Here is a 16,378-nt window from a genome sequence, read left to right as displayed (position 1 = left end):
CATTGATTTTCGGCTGCTAGCCACAAAGAAGGAAAAACCACGCTTTTTCCTTCTTTGTCAGAAAGATAAAGCCGTGCTAAAAGCACGGCTCTTTAGTCTGGCTGGATTTACCTTAGATATCGATGTTCGCCGCTTTCAGGGCGTTCTCTTCGATAAACGCACGACGTGGTTCAACCGCATCGCCCATCAGGGTGGTGAACAGCTGGTCCGCAGCAATCGCGTCTTTAACGGTCACGCGCAGCATGCGACGGCTGTCAGGATCCATGGTGGTTTCCCACAGCTGATCCGGGTTCATCTCGCCCAGGCCTTTATAGCGCTGGATTGCCAGACCACGGCGGGACTCTTTCTGCAGCCACTCCAGCGCCTGCTCGAAGCTGGTTACCGGCTGACGGCGTTCGCCGCGTTCGATAAACGCATCTTCCTCAATCAAGCCACGCAGCTTCTCCCCGAGTGCGCAAAGACGGCCATATTCACCCCCTTCCACAAACTCTTTTTCCAGCACGTAGTCAGTGTCCACGCCGTGAGTACGCACGCGTACAATCGGCTCAAACACGTTCAGCTCGCTGTTATGGTGAATATCGTATTTCCAGGTGCTGCCGTGCTGCTCTTTTTCGTTCAGCGTCACGGTCAGCGCAGAAATCCACTGCGTCACTTTCGCTTCGTCGGCCAGGTCGGCCACCTGCAGCGTTGGGTGATAAACCAGGTTGTTCAGCAGGTTGCGTGGATAACGGCGCTCCATGCGGCCAATCATTTTCTGCGCGGTGTTGTATTCCGCCACCAGCTTCTCGAGTGGTTCACCGGCCAGCGCAGGTGCACTTGCGTTGGTGTGCAGAGTCGCACCGTCAAGGGCGATAGCGATTTGGTACTGGTCCATCGCTTCATCGTCTTTGATGTACTGTTCTTGCTTGCCTTTCTTCACTTTGTACAGCGGCGGCTGTGCAATATAGACGTGGCCGCGCTCAACAATTTCAGGCATCTGACGGTAGAAGAAGGTCAGCAGCAGCGTACGAATGTGGGAACCATCGACGTCCGCATCGGTCATGATGATGATGCTGTGGTAGCGCAGCTTGTCCGGGTTGTATTCGTCACGGCCAATGCCGCAGCCCAGCGCGGTGATAAGCGTCGCCACTTCCTGAGAAGAGAGCATCTTGTCGAAGCGTGCCTTCTCAACGTTAAGGATTTTACCTTTCAGCGGCAGGATCGCCTGGTTCTTACGGTTACGCCCCTGTTTTGCAGAGCCGCCCGCAGAGTCCCCTTCCACAAGGTACAGTTCAGACAGCGCCGGGTCGCGTTCCTGGCAGTCCGCCAGCTTACCAGGCAGGCCAGCCAGGTCGAGCGCGCCTTTACGGCGGGTCATTTCACGTGCGCGACGTGCAGCTTCACGAGCGCGCGCCGCATCAATAATTTTGCCGACAACGATTTTCGCGTCAGACGGGTTTTCCAGCAGGTATTCGGCCAGCAGTTCGTTCATCTGCTGCTCAACTGCGGATTTCACTTCCGAAGAAACCAGCTTGTCTTTGGTCTGGGAAGAGAATTTAGGATCCGGCACTTTCACGGAAACGACGGCAATCAGGCCTTCACGCGCATCGTCACCGGTGGCGCTGACTTTGGCTTTTTTGCTATAGCCTTCTTTGTCCATGTAGGCGTTCAGGGTACGGGTCATCGCCGCGCGGAAGCCCGCAAGGTGAGTCCCGCCGTCGCGCTGAGGAATGTTGTTGGTAAAGCAGTAGATGTTTTCCTGGAAACCGTCGTTCCACTGCAGCGCCACTTCCACGCCGATACCGTCTTTTTCAGTACTGAAATAGAACACGTTCGGGTGAATCGGGGTTTTGTTCTTGTTGAGGTACTCAACAAACGCCTTGATGCCGCCTTCGTAGTGGAAGTGATCCTGCTTACCGTCGCGCTTGTCGATCAGGCGGATAGACACGCCAGAGTTCAGGAACGACAGCTCGCGCAGGCGCTTAGCCAGGATTTCGTATTCGAATTCGGTTACGTTGGTGAAGGTTTCATGGCTCGGCCAGAAACGCACCTGAGTCCCGGTCACATCGGCGTCACCGGTCACTGCCAGCGGAGCCTGAGGCTCACCGTGGATGTAGGTTTGCTGATGCACTTTACCTTCGCGGCGAATGACCAGCTCAAGCTTCTGGGACAGGGCGTTAACCACCGAGACGCCTACGCCGTGCAGGCCGCCGGACACCTTATAGGAGTTGTCATCAAACTTACCGCCAGCGTGCAGTACGGTCATGATAACCTGCGCGGCAGAAACACCCTCTTCCGGGTGAATACCGGTAGGAATACCACGGCCATCATCGGTTACCGAGACGGAGTTATCCGCGTGGATAGTGACCACGATGTCTTTACAGTGGCCCGCGAGCGCTTCGTCGATAGCGTTATCCACGACCTCAAATACCATGTGGTGCAGACCGGTGCCGTCATCCGTATCGCCGATATACATGCCCGGGCGCTTACGTACCGCATCCAGCCCCTTAAGGACTTTGATACTGGAGGAGTCATAAGAATTCGACATCAACGTTTCTCGCTCATTTAATCTTGGGTTAATCCGCTATTTTACCCTGATCCACGGCGAACATCTTTGAATTTTTGTCCGCCATATCCATCACATGTTCGGCGCTGATCGCGCTAACAAAAACTTGTGACTCCGTGGCCTTTAACCGGCTGGCCAACAGGCCGCGCCTGGCGTCATCCAGTTCAGAGGCAAAATCATCTATCAGATACAGGCAACGCCGCCCGTTCTGCCGGGTGAGAAACTCACCCTGCGCCAGTCGTAAGGCGCACATCAGTAATTTAAGCTGCCCGCGCGAGAGCGTGTCTTCCACCGGCGCCCCGTCGGCACGAATACGAAAATCCGCTTTATGTGGGCCGTGCGCGGTATAGGTCAGCATCCGGTCGCGTTCGAAATTGCGCTCCAGCACTTCGCTATAGCCGCTCTCTTTCTCCCAGCCGCGCTGGAAAGAGAAGCTCAGGGCAAATTCCGGTAAAAACTGTGCGCAGGTATCGGCCATATCTTCCGCAATGGCGGCGCTGTAGTCGGCGCGCCAGCGGCTGATTTGCTCGGCCAGCGGAATCAGCTCCTGATCCCACGGGCGCAGCTGCGCGTAGCGTGTCACCTGGCGCAACGCGGCGTTACGTTGCTTCAGCAGGCGTTTGAGGTTACTCCAGGCCACAAAAAAGCCAGGTTCATTGTGAAAGCAGCCCCAATCAAGGAAAGCTCTACGGTATTTGGGGCCGCCGCCCAGCAAAGTAAACCCCTCGGGGGTAATCAGCTGCATCGGCATCATCATCGCCAGTTCGGCGATTTTGTGGCCGTCGCTGCCGTCAATACGTACTTTGCTGTCGCCGGTGCGGTCTTTGGTCAGGCCGATTGAGGTTTCCCTTTCACCGTCCTGAAGCCGCCCGTGCAAAACAAAAGCGTCCTGCTCATGGCGGATCACGCGTTCAATTTTCAGGCTGCGAAAAGCACGACCGTGCCCGAGGGTATAAATCGCCTCAAGCACGCTGGTTTTGCCGCTGCCGTTAGCACCGACCAGAAAATTAAAGCCAGGAGAAAGAGCGAGATCCGCGTTTTCGATGTTGCGAAAGTCTTTAATCAGCAAACGCGTAAGTGACATCTACAGTCTCATTGGCATAACAACATAGGCCGCCGCCTGGCTGGCCGCGTCTTCAATCTGCACGCTGGAAACGGAGTCGGTCAGCAAAATGCGGACGTTCTCACACTTCAGGGCGTTCAGCACGTCCAGCACATAGCTGACGTTGAAGCCGATTTCCATCTCGGTACCGTCGTAGGAAACGTCCAGAATCTCTTCTGCTTCTTCCTGCTCGGGGTTGTTTGCCGTGATTTTCAGCTGGTTCTCGCTGACGAACAGGCGCACGCCGCGGAATTTCTCGTTCGACAAAATCGCCGCACGGGCAAACGCCTGCTTCAACAGGTCGCAGCCTGCATCAAGGTGTTTATCCGGGTTCTTCGGCAGCACGCGACGGTAGTCCGGGAAGCGGCCATCCACCAGCTTGGAGGTAAAGATGAAGTCGCCGACGTGAGCGCGAATGTTATTGCTGCCGATTTGTACGTGCAGCGGGGTTTCACCGCCGTCGAGCATACGCATCAGCTCAATCACACCTTTACGGGGCACGATAACCGAATGATTAGGCAAAGGTTGACCAACCGGCATCGAACAAACCGCCAGGCGGTGGCCGTCCGTTGCGACGGTACGCAGGTCTTCGCCTTCGGTTTCGAACAGCATGCCGTTCAGGTAATAACGAACGTCCTGATGCGCCATAGAGAACTGCGTGGCTTCGATCAGGCGCTTCATGGTCGCCTGCGGCAGGGTAAATTCTACCTCGCTCTGCCAGTCGTCCAGGTTCGGGAAGTCTGCCGCCGGCAGCGTGGAAAGCGAAAAGCGGCTACGCCCGGAGCGAACCAGCATGCGGTCGCCCTCCAGCTGTACCGCAATTTCAGCCCCTTCCGGCAGGCCACGGCAGATATCGAAGAATTTACGTGCCGGTACGGTCGTAGCTCCAGGTTCATGAGGCTGTACCAGCGCCACGCGCGCCACCATCTCCATTTCCAGATCGGTACCGGTTAAAGAGAGTGCACCTTCAGCCACCTGCAGCAGCAGGTTGCCCAGGATAGGCAGAGTCGGGCGGCCTCCGAGGGGGCCACTTACCTGCTGCAGCGGTTTTAATAAATGTTCACGTTCAACGGTAAATTTCATAGCGTCACGAAGATAATGTTCTGATTAAATTGGAGAAATCTTCTTTAATATCGTGGCTTTCTTCACGCAGCTGCTCAATCTTGCGGCAGGCATGTAAAACCGTGGTGTGGTCGCGTCCACCAAAAGCATCGCCAATTTCCGGCAGGCTATGGTTGGTCAGCTCTTTTGCCAGCGCCATCGCCATCTGGCGCGGACGGGCAACGGAACGGGAGCGACGCTTGGACAGCAAGTCAGCGACCTTAATTTTATAATACTCGGCCACCGTTTTCTGAATATTATCGATGGTGACCAGCTTCTCCTGAAGCGCAAGCAGATCGCGCAGCGCTTCACGCACGAAGTCGATGGTAATCGCCCGGCCGGTAAAGTTGGCGTTGGCAATCACGCGGTTCAGCGCCCCTTCCAGCTCGCGGACGTTGGAGCGCAGTCGCTTGGCAATAAAGAAGGCCACTTCGCCCGGCAGACGGATATCGTTCTCGTCGGCCTTTTTCATCAGGATCGCCACACGGGTTTCAAGCTCCGGCGGCTCGATCGCCACCGTCAGCCCCCAGCCGAAACGGGATTTCAAACGATCCTCCACGCCGTTGATCTCTTTTGGATAACGATCCGACGTCAGAATGATCTGTTGATTCCCTTCCAGCAGGGCATTAAAGGTGTGGAAAAACTCTTCCTGTGAACGTTCTTTATTGGCAAAAAACTGGATGTCATCGATAAGCAGCGCATCCACCGAACGGTAGTAGCGTTTGAACTCTTCGATGGCGTTATTCTGCAGTGCTTTAACCATGTCCTGAACAAAACGCTCAGAGTGCATGTACACCACTTTGGCATTCGGCTTGCGGGCCATGATGCCGTTACCCACCGCATGTAAAAGGTGCGTTTTACCTAAACCGGTGCCGCCATAAAGGAAGAGCGGGTTATACGCGCCGCCTGGGTTATCGGCCACCTGGCGTGCTGCCGCGCGAGCCAGCTGGTTCGATTTACCTTCAACGAAGTTATCAAAGGTGTGTTTCAGGTTAACGTTAGAACGGTAGGACGGCTCAGCAGGCGCAGGCATGTTATCCCAGCTTGGGCGCATCGGCGCTGCAGCGCGTGCAACCTGGGCAGGGGCCGCCGCGGTTGCCATAGCGGCAACGGGCTGGGTCACGGGTTTGCTGCCAACTTCGAAGCGTAATAAAGGTGCATCGCTGCCGCAAAAATCGTTGAGCAACCCATTGATATTATTTAAATATTTATCCCGCACCCAGTCGAGCACGAAACGATTAGGCGCGTACAAAGCCAGCGTGTTATCGCTCAGTTCCGCCTGTAGGGGGCGTATCCACATACTAAATTCTGTGGCTGGTAACTCATCCTGCAATCGGGCAAGACACTGCTGCCAAAGCGAAAGTGACACGGCGGACTCCACTCGAACAAAGTCGATAAAAAGACGAAGACTGAAAGTTATACATTCATGATTGTTGACACGCGCTCTCAGGCTGTGGGAGGCGCGCGAACCGCTATTTGCGGTTTCCCCGGTGAAGGCTGGATCACGATCGGGACCGCGGATCATAGCCTAAAGCGCGGCAGAGATCTTCTGTTTCTCACAGATTCTTCACGAATTATCCACAGGGAAGTTTTGAGCGGGTTAAGTGTAATCGATCCTGCCACACGTGCAGCGTATAACCGTCTCATATTGGAAAATTTAATGACTAGCGCACAAATATCGCTAAAGAGATCTGATGAAGATCCTCGTGGATCCTTGCGCTTTCACGGTAAGCCCGTATAATTCTCAACCCGTCGCGTAATGCCGCTGTCATTCAGCGGAGATCCGGGCCTCTTTTCGGGGTCAAAAAGGGCGCAGCAGTAAGGGAATTGAATTGACTCCGGAGTGTACAATTATTACAATCCGGCCTCTTTAATCAGCCACACTGAAGCGTAAGTCGTTCGCAGACCCTGTTGGGCATTACGCAAATCCAGTGAAATTTAATAGTTTAGGTAGAAATCGCCATGAAACGCACTTTTCAACCGTCTGTACTGAAGCGCAACCGTTCTCACGGCTTCCGTGCTCGTATGGCTACTAAAAATGGTCGTCAGGTTCTGGCACGTCGTCGTGCTAAAGGCCGTTCTCGTCTGACCGTTTCTAAGTAATAAAAGCTAACCCCTGCGTGGTTAAGCTAGCTTTTCCCAGGGAGTTACGCTTGTTAACTCCCCATCATTTCACATTCGTCTTCCAGCAGCCACAACGGGCTGGCACGCCGCAAATCACCATTCTCGGCCGCCTTAATTCGCTGGGGCATCCCCGCATCGGTCTCACCGTCGCTAAAAAAAACGTAAAACGCGCCCACGAACGCAATCGGATTAAACGTCTGACGCGTGAAAGCTTCCGTCTGCGTCAGCACGAACTGCCAGCAATGGATTTCGTGGTAGTAGCGAAGAAAGGGGTTGCCGATCTGGATAACCAGGCTTTATCGGAAGCATTGGAAAAGTTATGGCGCCGCCATTGTCGCCAGGCTCGCGGGTCCTGATAGCCCTTATCAGGGTCTATCAACGCCTGATTAGTCCGCTTCTCGGGCCGCATTGCCGTTTCACCCCAACCTGTTCTCACTACGGAATTGAGGCCTTGCGCAGGTTTGGAGTGTTAAAAGGCAGTTGGTTAACGATGAAACGCGTACTAAAATGCCACCCTTTGAACCCTGGTGGAGACGATCCCGTTCCGCCCGGACCTTTTGATACCAGAGAACACTAACGATGGATTCGCAACGCAATCTTTTTCTCATCGCTTTGTTGTTCGTGTCTTTCATGATCTGGCAAGCCTGGGAGCAGGACCACGCTCCTCAACCTCAGGTGCAGCAGACCACGCAGACCACGAACAGCCAGGGTAACGCCGCTAACCAGGGTGTGCCGGCCAGTGGCCAGGGAAAACTCATTACGGTTAAAACTGACGTTCTTGAACTGACCATCAACACCCGCGGTGGTGATGTAGAACAAGCGCTGTTGCCAACCTACCCGAAAGAGCTGAAATCCTCAGAGCCGTTCCAACTGCTGGAAACCACGCCTGAATTTATCTACCAGGCGCAGAGTGGCCTGACCGGTCGTGATGGCCCGGATAACCCGGCGAACGGCGATCGTCCGCTGTATAACGTCACTGCCGATACCTTCGCACTGGCGGATGGCCAGAACGAACTGGTTGTCCCGATGACGTTTACCGACGCCGCTGGCAACACCTTCACCAAGACCTTCACCCTGAAACGCGGTGAGTTCTCTGTCGGTGTGGACTACAACGTGAAGAACGTGGGCGAAAAACCGCTGGAGCTGGCAACCTTTGGTCAGCTGAAGCAGTCCATCAACCTGCCTTCTCACCGCGATACCGGCAGCAGCAACTTTGCGCTGCATACCTTCCGTGGTGCAGCGTACTCCACCCCGGACGCGAAATACGAAAAAGTTAAGTTCGACAACATCGCTGATGGTGAAAACCTGAACCTCAACGCTAACAGCGGTTGGGTGGCTATGCTGCAGCAGTACTTTGCTACCGCATGGGTGCCGCATACTCAGGGCGCGAACAACTTCTACACGACCAAGCTGAGCAACGACGTTGCGGCGATTGGCTATAAGTCTGCCTCGCAGATCGTCCAGCCAGGCCAGACCGCTCAGATGGGCAGCACCCTGTGGGTCGGTCCGGAAATTCAGGACAAAATGGCGGCCGTTGCGCCACACCTTGACCTGACCGTAGATTACGGCTGGCTGTGGTTCATCTCTCAGCCGCTGTTTAAGCTGTTGAAATTTATCCACAGCTTCATCGGTAACTGGGGCTTCTCCATTATCGTTATCACCTTTATCGTTCGTGGCATCATGTACCCGCTGACCAAAGCGCAGTACACCTCGATGGCCAAAATGCGTATGCTGCAGCCAAAACTGGCGGCCATGCGTGAGCGTATCGGTGACGACAAGCAGCGTATGAGCCAGGAAATGATGGCGCTGTACAAAGCTGAGAAGGTTAACCCGCTGGGCGGCTGCTTCCCGCTGATCATCCAGATGCCAATCTTCCTGGCGCTGTACTACATGCTGATGGGCTCCGTTGAACTGCGCCACGCGCCGTTTGCACTGTGGATCCACGACCTGTCTGCACAGGACCCGTACTACATCCTGCCGATTCTGATGGGCGCCACGATGTTCTTCATCCAGAAGATGTCGCCGACCACCGTAACCGACCCGATGCAGCAGAAGATCATGACCTTTATGCCGGTCATCTTCACCGTGTTCTTCCTGTGGTTCCCGTCAGGTCTGGTGCTGTACTATATCGTCAGCAACCTGGTGACCATCCTTCAGCAGCAGCTGATTTATCGCGGTCTGGAAAAGCGTGGCCTGCATAGCCGCGACAAGAAAAAGACCTGATAATATTTGGCGTTAAGCTTACGAAAGGCGGTCGATTGACCGCCTTTTTCTTTTTGATTCAAGGTCTGAGATAAACGATGAGCAATCATGACACTATCATTGCCCAGGCTACTCCGCCGGGGCGTGGCGGCGTAGGCATCCTGCGTATTTCCGGCCGCCAGGCGCGCGAGGTCGCAGAGGCGGTGCTCGGTAAGCTGCCGAAGCCGCGCTACGCGGATTACCTTCCCTTTCGCGATGCCGACGGTAGCGCGCTGGATCAGGGCATTGCACTGTGGTTTCCTGGCCCGAATTCCTTTACCGGTGAAGATGTTCTCGAACTGCAGGGGCACGGCGGCCCGGTCATCCTCGACCTGCTGCTAAAACGCATTCTGGCGCTGCCGGGTTTACGCATCGCCAACCCCGGTGAGTTTTCAGAACGCGCTTTCCTGAACGATAAGCTCGACCTGGCGCAGGCAGAGGCGATTGCCGACCTGATCGATGCCAGTTCCGAGCAGGCTGCTCGTTCAGCGCTTAATTCGCTGCAGGGGGCTTTCTCCGCGCGTATTAACCACCTGGTGGAAGCGCTGACTCACCTGCGTATTTACGTGGAAGCGGCTATCGATTTCCCGGATGAAGAGATCGACTTCCTCTCCGACGGTAAAATCGAAGCCCAGCTGCATCGGGTCATTGGCGATCTTGACGCGGTACGCGCCGAAGCCCGCCAGGGCAGCCTGCTGCGTGAAGGCATGAAAGTCGTTATTGCCGGGCGTCCAAACGCCGGTAAATCCAGCCTGTTGAATGCGCTGGCCGGGCGTGAAGCGGCTATCGTCACCGATATCGCCGGCACCACGCGTGACGTCCTGCGCGAACATATCCACATCGACGGAATGCCGCTGCATATCATCGATACTGCGGGCCTGCGCGAAGCCAGCGATGAAGTTGAACGCATCGGGATTGAACGTGCCTGGAAAGAGATTGAGCAGGCGGATCGCGTGTTGTTCATGGTGGACGGCACCACCACCGACGCCGTTGACCCGGCGGCGATTTGGCCTGATTTCATCGCCCGTCTGCCGGAGCGTTTGCCGATTACCGTGGTGCGCAATAAAGCGGACGTCACCGGCGAAACGCTTGGCCTGAGCGAAGTAAATGGTCACTCACTTGTTCGTCTTTCCGCCCGTACCGGGGAAGGTGTTGACGTGCTGCGCGCGCATCTGAAAGAGAGCATGGGCTTCGAAACCAACATGGAAGGCGGCTTCCTCGCCCGCCGCCGTCACCTGCAGGCGCTTGAGCAAGCCGCTGAACACCTGCAACAGGGCAAAGCCCAGCTGCTGGGTGCCTGGGCCGGAGAATTGCTGGCAGAAGAGCTGCGCCTGGCGCAGCAGAACTTAAGTGAAATCACCGGCGAATTTAGCTCTGACGACCTGTTAGGGCGCATCTTCTCTAGCTTCTGTATCGGGAAATAACCCCTTACCGCCGCCCCGCGTCACACTTCAGAATGCGGGGCATTTTCCTCATATTTAAAATACTTCATCATTTCAAGACGATGTCTTCAGAACGACATTTTTAAGTGCTCCACTTACGCAAACCACTAAGAATTTTCCCAGGATTGAATATATAATATATTGCTCAAAAAATAGTTCATGCTATTGAAGAGCATCAATGACAGCGCATTGAGCCAGAGACTACTCTTCGATCCCTGACAAGATTCAGGATCGGACGCGGAGCGCTGTTTCAGCCACCCGAAACAGCATGACATCGACTGACCATTATCAAGGAGCGACAAATGGCGACGCATTTTGCAAGATGGGCTCTGAACCCTCCCAACCTCACTTCACCCCGACTGAACGACGAAATTCTTAACGCCGCCAGCCTGATGCCAGAACATCGCCGCACGCGCTATCTCGCGTCGCGTACGCTGGTCGCAGAGATGATGTTTATGCTGTACGGTACCCAGCGCCTGCCGCAAATCATTACGTCTACCGCAGGTCGCCCGCGCTTTGCCGACGCCGAACTGCCGGATTTCAGCATCGCCTACGCCGGTAACATGGTGGGCGTGCTGCTGGCAACCGAAGGGCGCTGCGGGCTGGACATGGAGCTTCGCCGCAGTTTCCAGGCCCCGTCCCCGGTTGTGCCACCGTCTCAGTCCAGCAGCAGCGAAATGACCTGGATCAATAACCAAAACGATCCCAACGAAGCCAGAACCCAGCTGCATACGCTGCGGCGTAGCGTCCTGAAACTAACGGACAATCCCCAGACCAGCCTCAGCACACTACAATTATTGCCAGGCTCTGGTCGTCTGCGCGTCATAAACGAGCCGCATATTGAAGCTATCAGCGATGCGGAAGACATCCTCATCTGGGGCTGTGCCGTGGCGCCAGGCGTGGAGCGCCTGAAGCTGTGGGAATTCGACGGCCAACAGGGCTGGAACGCCCTGCCGGATGCCGAAGCTCGCAGCCGAAGCGCTCAGGCGCGCATCATTCGCCTGACGGGTATATCATCAGAGGCAGCAACGCCGCATAACACATTTTCCCGAACGTCCTGACACATAAAGGAGTAACAATGTCTGATTCGTTGAAGATAGTGACTTTACTGGGGAGCCTGCGTAAGGGTTCATTTAACGCGATGGTCGCCCGTACGCTGCCGAACATCGCCCCGGCAGGCATGCAGATAGATGCCCTGCCTTCCATCGGCGATATCCCGCTGTACGATGCCGATATCCAGCAAGAAGACGGTTTCCCGCAGAGCGTGGAAGCCATTGCCGCACAAATCCGCCAGGCTGATGGCGTGGTGATTGTGACGCCGGAATACAACTATTCCGTGCCGGGTGGCCTGAAAAACGCCATCGACTGGCTTTCTCGTCTGCCTGAACAGCCGCTCGCCGGCAAGCCAGTGCTGATTCAAACCAGCTCCATGGGTGCTATCGGCGGCGCGCGCTGCCAGTATCACCTGCGCCAGATCCTCGTTTTCCTGGACGCGATGGTGATGAACAAGCCTGAGTTTATGGGCGGCGTGATTCAGAACAAAGTCGACCCGCAGAGCGGCGAAGTGGTGGATCAAAGCACGCTCGACCATCTGACCGGGCAGCTCACCGCCTTTGGCGATTATATCAAGCGCGTTAAAGCCTGATTCCAGGCCAAAAAAAACGCCAGTCACATGACTGGCGTTGTTGTTTTTAGCGTCTGGCTTTAATCAACGAACACAATTTTCAGCACAAACAGCAGCGCCACGATGATCACGCACGGGCTCAGCTCGCGCCAGCGGCCGGTGCCCAACTTCATGACACAGTAGGAAATAAAGCCCAGCGCAATACCTTCAGTAATCGAGAAGCTGAACGGCATCATCACCGCGGTAACAAACGCCGGTACCGCTTCGGTCAGGTCATCCCACTTCACGCGGGCCAGGCTGGAGGTCATCAGCACGCCAACGTAAATCAGCGCCCCGGCGGCCGCATACGCAGGCACCATGCCCGCCAGCGGCGACAGGAAGATAACCAGCAGGAACAGCAGGCCAACCACAATCGCGGTCAGACCGGTGCGGCCCCCGACGGAAACGCCGGATGAGCTTTCGATATAGGCAGTAACGGAAGAAGTCCCGAAGAACGAGCCGGTCACGGAAGAGATACTGTCCACGAACAGCGCCTGCTTCATGCGCGGGAACTTGCCCTTCTCGTCGGTTAACCCGGCTTTGTCCGTGACGCCAATCAGGGTGCCGGAGGAGTCAAACAGGTTCACCAGCATGAAGGAGAAGATCACGCCTGCTAGGCCCAGATTCAGCGACCCGGCTAAATCCACCTGCCCGACAACGCTGCTCACGCTCGGCGGCGCAGACACGATGCCGTGGTACTGCACGTCGCCCAGCAGCCAGCCCAGCAGCGTGGTTACCACGATAGAAACCAGCACCGCCGCGTGAATATTACGGGAAGCGAGAATCGCAATGATAAAGAAGCCCAACGCCCCCAGCAGCACGCTGTGGGAAGTCAGGTTCCCGATGCTGACCAGCGTCTCTTTGTTGGCCACGATGATCCCGACATTTTTCAGCCCCATCATGCCGATAAACAGGCCAATACCGCTGGTAATGCCAACGCGCAGGCCAAGCGGGATATTCGCAATCATCCAGTAGCGAACGCGGAAGATGGTCAGCAGCAGCAGGCCTACGGCGCCCCAGAAAATCGCGCCCATGCCGACTTGCCAGGACAGACCCATCGCGCCGACGACCACGAAGGCGAAAAAGGCATTCAGGCCCATCGCCGGTGCCAGTGCCACCGGCAGGTTGGCAAAAAGCCCCATCAGGATGCTGCCAAAGGCGGCTATCAGGCAGGTGGTGACGAATACCGCCTGGGTATCCATCCCGGCCGCGCCAAGGATCTGCGGGTTAACAAAAACAATGTACACCATCGTCAGGAAGGTGGTGAACCCGGCGATCACCTCGGTGCGGGCGTTAGTACCGTGTTCGCGTAATTTGAACGCGCGTTCGAGCAGCCCCGGGGTTGTTTCCGGAGTGGACTGTGGTTGGCTCATTATCGGTTTCCGAACTAAAAGAGGAAAAAATACGCCGCTATCCTATACCAAAATTGGCGGGGGATAACGCAAATCATCCACTTTTTTCGCTGAAATTACCGCAACGGGATCGATTGCGTTGCGCAAAAAGCATAGAGTAAACGTTAAACCAAAGAGAAAGGAAATGGCATGTCCCGGATAGAAGCGGTGTTTTTTGACTGCGATGGAACGCTGGTCGACAGCGAGGTCATCTGCTCCAAAGCCTACGTACATATGTTTGCGCAATATGGCATTCAACTTGCGCTCGAAGATGTCTTCAAGACCTTCAAAGGCGTCAAACTCTACGAAATTATCGACACCATCAACGCTGAGTACGGCACCAGCCTGCCTAAGCTCGAGCTGGAAGTGATCTACCGCGCCGAAGTTGCCCGCCTGTTTGACAGCGAACTTCAGGCAATCGCCCGGGCGAACACGCTGCTGGCGCAAATCAATAAGCCGATGTGCGTGGTATCCAACGGCCCGGTCAGCAAAATGCAGCACTCTCTCGGCAAGACCGGAATGCTCGGCTACTTCCCGGATGCCCTGTACAGCGGCTACGACATTCAGCGCTGGAAGCCGGACCCGGCCCTGATGTTCCACGCGGCGGAACAGATGAACATGGACGTAGAGCGCTGCATTCTGGTGGATGATTCTATGGCAGGTGCGCAGTCGGGCATTGCGGCAGGCATGGAGGTGTTTTACTTCTGTGCCGATCCGCATAACAAGCCGATCGACCATCCGAAGGTGACGACGTTTACCGATTTGGCTGAGTTACCGGGCTTGTGGAAAGCGCGCGGCTGGGAAATTACGGCGTAGAAGTTGCCCCTCATTCCGGCTCTCTCCCCAAAGGAGCGAGGGGGAAATACCCCCCTTCCTTCTGGCTGCTCGATTGCATGGAAGCAGACGGCGGTCGTTCCCCTCTCCCTTTTAGAGAGAGGGTTAGAGTGAGGGTCACCTGCCGGGAGCGGTCAAAAAACTAGAGGAACATCCCGCCGGAAACCTCAATCCGCTGCGCGTTCATCCAGCCCGTCTCATCACTAAGAATCGCCGCAATCGCATCGCCGATATCGTCCGGCTGACCTACACGCCCTAATGCGGTTTGCGCTGCAATCGCCTTCGAAACGTGTTCGTTGTCGCGCACAATACCGCCGCTGAAATCGGTGGCAATAGCGCCTGGCGCAATAATATTCACCGCAATCCCACGCGATCCCAGCTCTTTGGCCTGGTACTTGGTCAGCACTTCCATCGCCCCTTTCATCGTGGCGTAGGCGGCTTTACCCGGCAGCGAGAAGCGGGTCAGGCCGGTGGAAACATTCAGAATGCGGCCGCCGTCTTTAATCAGTGGCAGCAGGCCCTGAGTCAGGAAAAAAGGCCCTTTAAGATGGATGTTCATTATTTCATCGAACTGCGCTTCGGTGGTCTCGGCAAACGATGCTTCAAGACCTATCCCGGCGTTGTTCAATAAATAATCAAACGTGTCTCGCTGCCAGACCTCGCGCAACGTTTCTTTCACCTGCTCAACAAACCCAGCGAAAGTAGAAGAATCACCGACGTTGAGCTGGATTGCGGCCGCTTTCACGCCTTTTTGCTCAATTTCGCGCACAACATCTTCGGCTTCCTGGCGCTGGCTATTATAGGTCAGCAGAATACCGATTCCGCGTGCAGCCAGCTTCAGCGCTGCGTTTTTGCCTAAACCACGGCTGCCGCCGGTCACTAAAGCGATACGTTGACTCATGATAAACCTCTTATTTGGCTGTCAGGACATTGAGATACAGCTTATTAGCTGATACAAAATCAATAAATATGGCCAAATGCGCATCACTGTTTCATCTTCAGCAACAATGTGGTGATACGATGGATAAAATACACGCAATGCAGCTTTTCGTGCGGGTTGCGGAGCTGGAGAGCTTTACCCGCGCCGCGGACACGCTTGGGCTGCCGAAGGGCAGCGTTTCTCGTCAGGTCCAGGCGCTGGAAACCTCACTCGGCACGCGCCTGCTGCACCGCACCACTCGCCGGGTTCAGCTCACCCAGGACGGAATGGTCTATTACGAACGCTGCCGCGACCTGTTAACTAACCTCGATGAACTCGACGGCCTGTTCCAGACCGATCCCGCCAGCGTCAGCGGGCGCATCAGGATCGATATGCCCGTTACGCTGGCGCGCGGCTTGATCATCCCGAAACTGCCGGGATTTCTGCAGCAATATCCAGGCATAGAGCTAGAGCTTAGCAGCAGCGACAGAATGGTGGATGTCGTCCGGGAAGGGTTTGACTGCGTGGTGCGCGTGGGCCACCTCAAAGACTCAGGTCTGGTAGCCAGGCCGCTGGGGAAATTCACCATGATCAACTGCGCCAGCCCCGACTACCTCAGCCGCTTTGGCTATCCCGAAAGCCTGGACGACCTGGCTTCGCATGCCTTGGTGCATTACGCTCAAAATCTCGGCACCCGCCCACAAGGCTTTGAAGTCTGGCTGGATAAAACAACGCAGTGGGTGAAAACCGGTGGCCTGATCACCGTTAACAGCACGGAAACCTACCAGGCCGCCTGTGTCGCCGGGCTGGGGATCATTCAGGTACCTCGCGTGGGCGTGAAAACCCAGCTCAAAGAGGGCACTCTGGTGGAAATTTTGCCTCAGTACCGCGCCGAGCCGATGCCGATTTCGCTGCTTTATCCGCATCGCCGCAACCTCTCCCGGCGAGTGCATTTGTTTATGGAATGGCTCACTGACGTACTCAAAGCCTATGTTGATTAGCGTTATGACTATAAT

The 16,378-nt window shown here is 55.6% G+C and carries 15 protein-coding genes; 9 read left to right on the top strand and 6 right to left on the bottom strand.

Going from position 1 to position 16,378, the window contains the following annotated elements; all coding sequences use genetic code 11:
* Positions 1 to 112: 112 nt before the first annotated feature.
* Genes gyrB through dnaA form a run of 4 tightly spaced genes read right to left on the bottom strand, consistent with a single transcriptional unit; the run spans position 113 to position 6,117 of the window.
* Complete coding sequence (gene gyrB, locus A936_RS19040; RefSeq protein ID WP_008460653.1) at positions 113 to 2,527, bottom strand: DNA topoisomerase (ATP-hydrolyzing) subunit B; 2,415 nt, start codon at positions 2,525 to 2,527, stop codon at positions 113 to 115.
* A 28-nt stretch (positions 2,528 to 2,555) separates the two neighbouring features.
* Positions 2,556 to 3,629, bottom strand: a complete 1,074-nt coding sequence (recF, locus tag A936_RS19035; RefSeq protein WP_008460652.1) for a DNA replication/repair protein RecF — start codon at positions 3,627 to 3,629, stop codon at positions 2,556 to 2,558.
* Positions 3,630 to 4,730 carry a DNA polymerase III subunit beta gene (dnaN, locus tag A936_RS19030; RefSeq protein ID WP_008460651.1) on the bottom strand — a complete coding sequence of 367 codons (1,101 nt, stop codon included), beginning with the start codon at positions 4,728 to 4,730 and terminating at the stop codon, positions 3,630 to 3,632. It abuts the gene before it with no gap.
* Between the two features lie 4 nt (positions 4,731 to 4,734).
* Positions 4,735 to 6,117, bottom strand: a complete 1,383-nt coding sequence (dnaA, locus tag A936_RS19025; protein ID WP_008460649.1) for a chromosomal replication initiator protein DnaA — start codon at positions 6,115 to 6,117, stop codon at positions 4,735 to 4,737.
* Positions 6,118 to 6,710: 593 nt separating this feature from the next.
* On the opposite strand from dnaA, the gene rpmH reads away from it, so the two are divergent.
* From rpmH to A936_RS19000, 7 genes are all read left to right on the top strand, one after another.
* A complete protein-coding gene (gene rpmH, locus A936_RS23035; RefSeq protein WP_003849659.1) occupies positions 6,711 to 6,851 on the top strand; it encodes a 50S ribosomal protein L34 in 141 nt (46 codons plus the stop codon).
* A 17-nt stretch (positions 6,852 to 6,868) separates the two neighbouring features.
* Positions 6,869 to 7,228, top strand: a complete 360-nt coding sequence (gene rnpA / locus A936_RS23030) for a ribonuclease P protein component (RefSeq protein ID WP_008460645.1) — start codon at positions 6,869 to 6,871, stop codon at positions 7,226 to 7,228.
* Positions 7,192 to 7,449, top strand: coding sequence for a membrane protein insertion efficiency factor YidD (gene yidD / locus A936_RS23025; protein WP_071530513.1), 258 nt, complete (start codon positions 7,192 to 7,194; stop codon positions 7,447 to 7,449). Before rnpA ends, yidD begins: the two co-directional genes overlap by 37 nt.
* Positions 7,450 to 7,451: 2 nt before the next feature.
* Entirely contained in the window at positions 7,452 to 9,095 is a 1,644-nt protein-coding gene (gene yidC / locus A936_RS19015; protein WP_008460642.1) for a membrane protein insertase YidC, read from the top strand.
* A 77-nt stretch (positions 9,096 to 9,172) separates the two neighbouring features.
* Positions 9,173 to 10,537: a tRNA uridine-5-carboxymethylaminomethyl(34) synthesis GTPase MnmE gene (mnmE, locus tag A936_RS19010; protein WP_008460641.1), complete on the top strand. Its 1,365-nt coding sequence runs from the start codon at positions 9,173 to 9,175 to the stop codon at positions 10,535 to 10,537.
* A 320-nt stretch (positions 10,538 to 10,857) separates the two neighbouring features.
* The gene (locus A936_RS19005) at positions 10,858 to 11,616 is read left to right on the top strand and encodes a 4'-phosphopantetheinyl transferase family protein (protein ID WP_008460638.1); all 759 of its coding nucleotides are present in this window, start codon (positions 10,858 to 10,860) and stop codon (positions 11,614 to 11,616) included.
* 17 nt (positions 11,617 to 11,633) lie between these two features.
* The gene (locus A936_RS19000) at positions 11,634 to 12,200 is read left to right on the top strand and encodes an NADPH-dependent FMN reductase (protein WP_008460636.1); all 567 of its coding nucleotides are present in this window, start codon (positions 11,634 to 11,636) and stop codon (positions 12,198 to 12,200) included.
* Between the two features lie 59 nt (positions 12,201 to 12,259).
* On the opposite strand, the gene A936_RS18995 is transcribed toward A936_RS19000, so the two are convergent.
* Entirely contained in the window at positions 12,260 to 13,591 is a 1,332-nt protein-coding gene (locus A936_RS18995; RefSeq protein ID WP_008460633.1) for an NCS2 family permease, read from the bottom strand.
* 168 nt (positions 13,592 to 13,759) lie between these two features.
* Here A936_RS18995 and yieH point away from each other — a divergent pair, with 168 nt between their 5' ends.
* Positions 13,760 to 14,425 carry a 6-phosphogluconate phosphatase gene (gene yieH, locus A936_RS18990; protein WP_008460631.1) on the top strand — a complete coding sequence of 222 codons (666 nt, stop codon included), beginning with the start codon at positions 13,760 to 13,762 and terminating at the stop codon, positions 14,423 to 14,425.
* Between the two features lie 160 nt (positions 14,426 to 14,585).
* On the opposite strand, the gene A936_RS18985 is transcribed toward yieH, so the two are convergent.
* Positions 14,586 to 15,344, bottom strand: a complete 759-nt coding sequence (locus tag A936_RS18985) for an SDR family NAD(P)-dependent oxidoreductase (RefSeq protein WP_008460629.1) — start codon at positions 15,342 to 15,344, stop codon at positions 14,586 to 14,588.
* A 119-nt stretch (positions 15,345 to 15,463) separates the two neighbouring features.
* Here A936_RS18985 and A936_RS18980 point away from each other — a divergent pair, with 119 nt between their 5' ends.
* Complete coding sequence (locus A936_RS18980; RefSeq protein ID WP_008460628.1) at positions 15,464 to 16,363, top strand: LysR family transcriptional regulator; 900 nt, start codon at positions 15,464 to 15,466, stop codon at positions 16,361 to 16,363.
* The last annotated feature ends 15 nt before the right edge of the window (positions 16,364 to 16,378 follow it).

Origin of the sequence: Enterobacter sp. Ag1 (genome assembly GCA_000277545.1) — a bacterium.
GTDB lineage: Bacteria > Pseudomonadota > Gammaproteobacteria > Enterobacterales > Enterobacteriaceae > Cedecea.
This window is presented reverse-complemented; position numbering and strand designations above follow the sequence as displayed.

Bases quoted from the DNA above. Each gene is read 5' to 3' on its own strand.
- gyrB (WP_008460653.1), bottom strand. From the start codon at position 2,527: ATGTCGAATTCTTATGACTCCTCCAGTATCAAAGTCCTTAAGGGGCTG.
- recF (WP_008460652.1), bottom strand. From the start codon at position 3,629: ATGTCACTTACGCGTTTGCTGATTAAAGACTTTCGCAACATCGAAAAC.
- dnaN (WP_008460651.1), bottom strand. From the start codon at position 4,730: ATGAAATTTACCGTTGAACGTGAACATTTATTAAAACCGCTGCAGCAG.
- rpmH (WP_003849659.1), top strand. From the start codon at position 6,711: ATGAAACGCACTTTTCAACCGTCTGTACTGAAGCGCAACCGTTCTCAC.
- yidD (WP_071530513.1), top strand. From the start codon at position 7,192: ATGGCGCCGCCATTGTCGCCAGGCTCGCGGGTCCTGATAGCCCTTATC.
- yidC (WP_008460642.1), top strand. From the start codon at position 7,452: ATGGATTCGCAACGCAATCTTTTTCTCATCGCTTTGTTGTTCGTGTCT.
- mnmE (WP_008460641.1), top strand. From the start codon at position 9,173: ATGAGCAATCATGACACTATCATTGCCCAGGCTACTCCGCCGGGGCGT.
- A936_RS19005 (WP_008460638.1), top strand. From the start codon at position 10,858: ATGGCGACGCATTTTGCAAGATGGGCTCTGAACCCTCCCAACCTCACT.
- A936_RS19000 (WP_008460636.1), top strand. From the start codon at position 11,634: ATGTCTGATTCGTTGAAGATAGTGACTTTACTGGGGAGCCTGCGTAAG.
- A936_RS18995 (WP_008460633.1), bottom strand. From the start codon at position 13,591: ATGAGCCAACCACAGTCCACTCCGGAAACAACCCCGGGGCTGCTCGAA.
- yieH (WP_008460631.1), top strand. From the start codon at position 13,760: ATGTCCCGGATAGAAGCGGTGTTTTTTGACTGCGATGGAACGCTGGTC.
- A936_RS18985 (WP_008460629.1), bottom strand. From the start codon at position 15,344: ATGAGTCAACGTATCGCTTTAGTGACCGGCGGCAGCCGTGGTTTAGGC.
- A936_RS18980 (WP_008460628.1), top strand. From the start codon at position 15,464: ATGGATAAAATACACGCAATGCAGCTTTTCGTGCGGGTTGCGGAGCTG.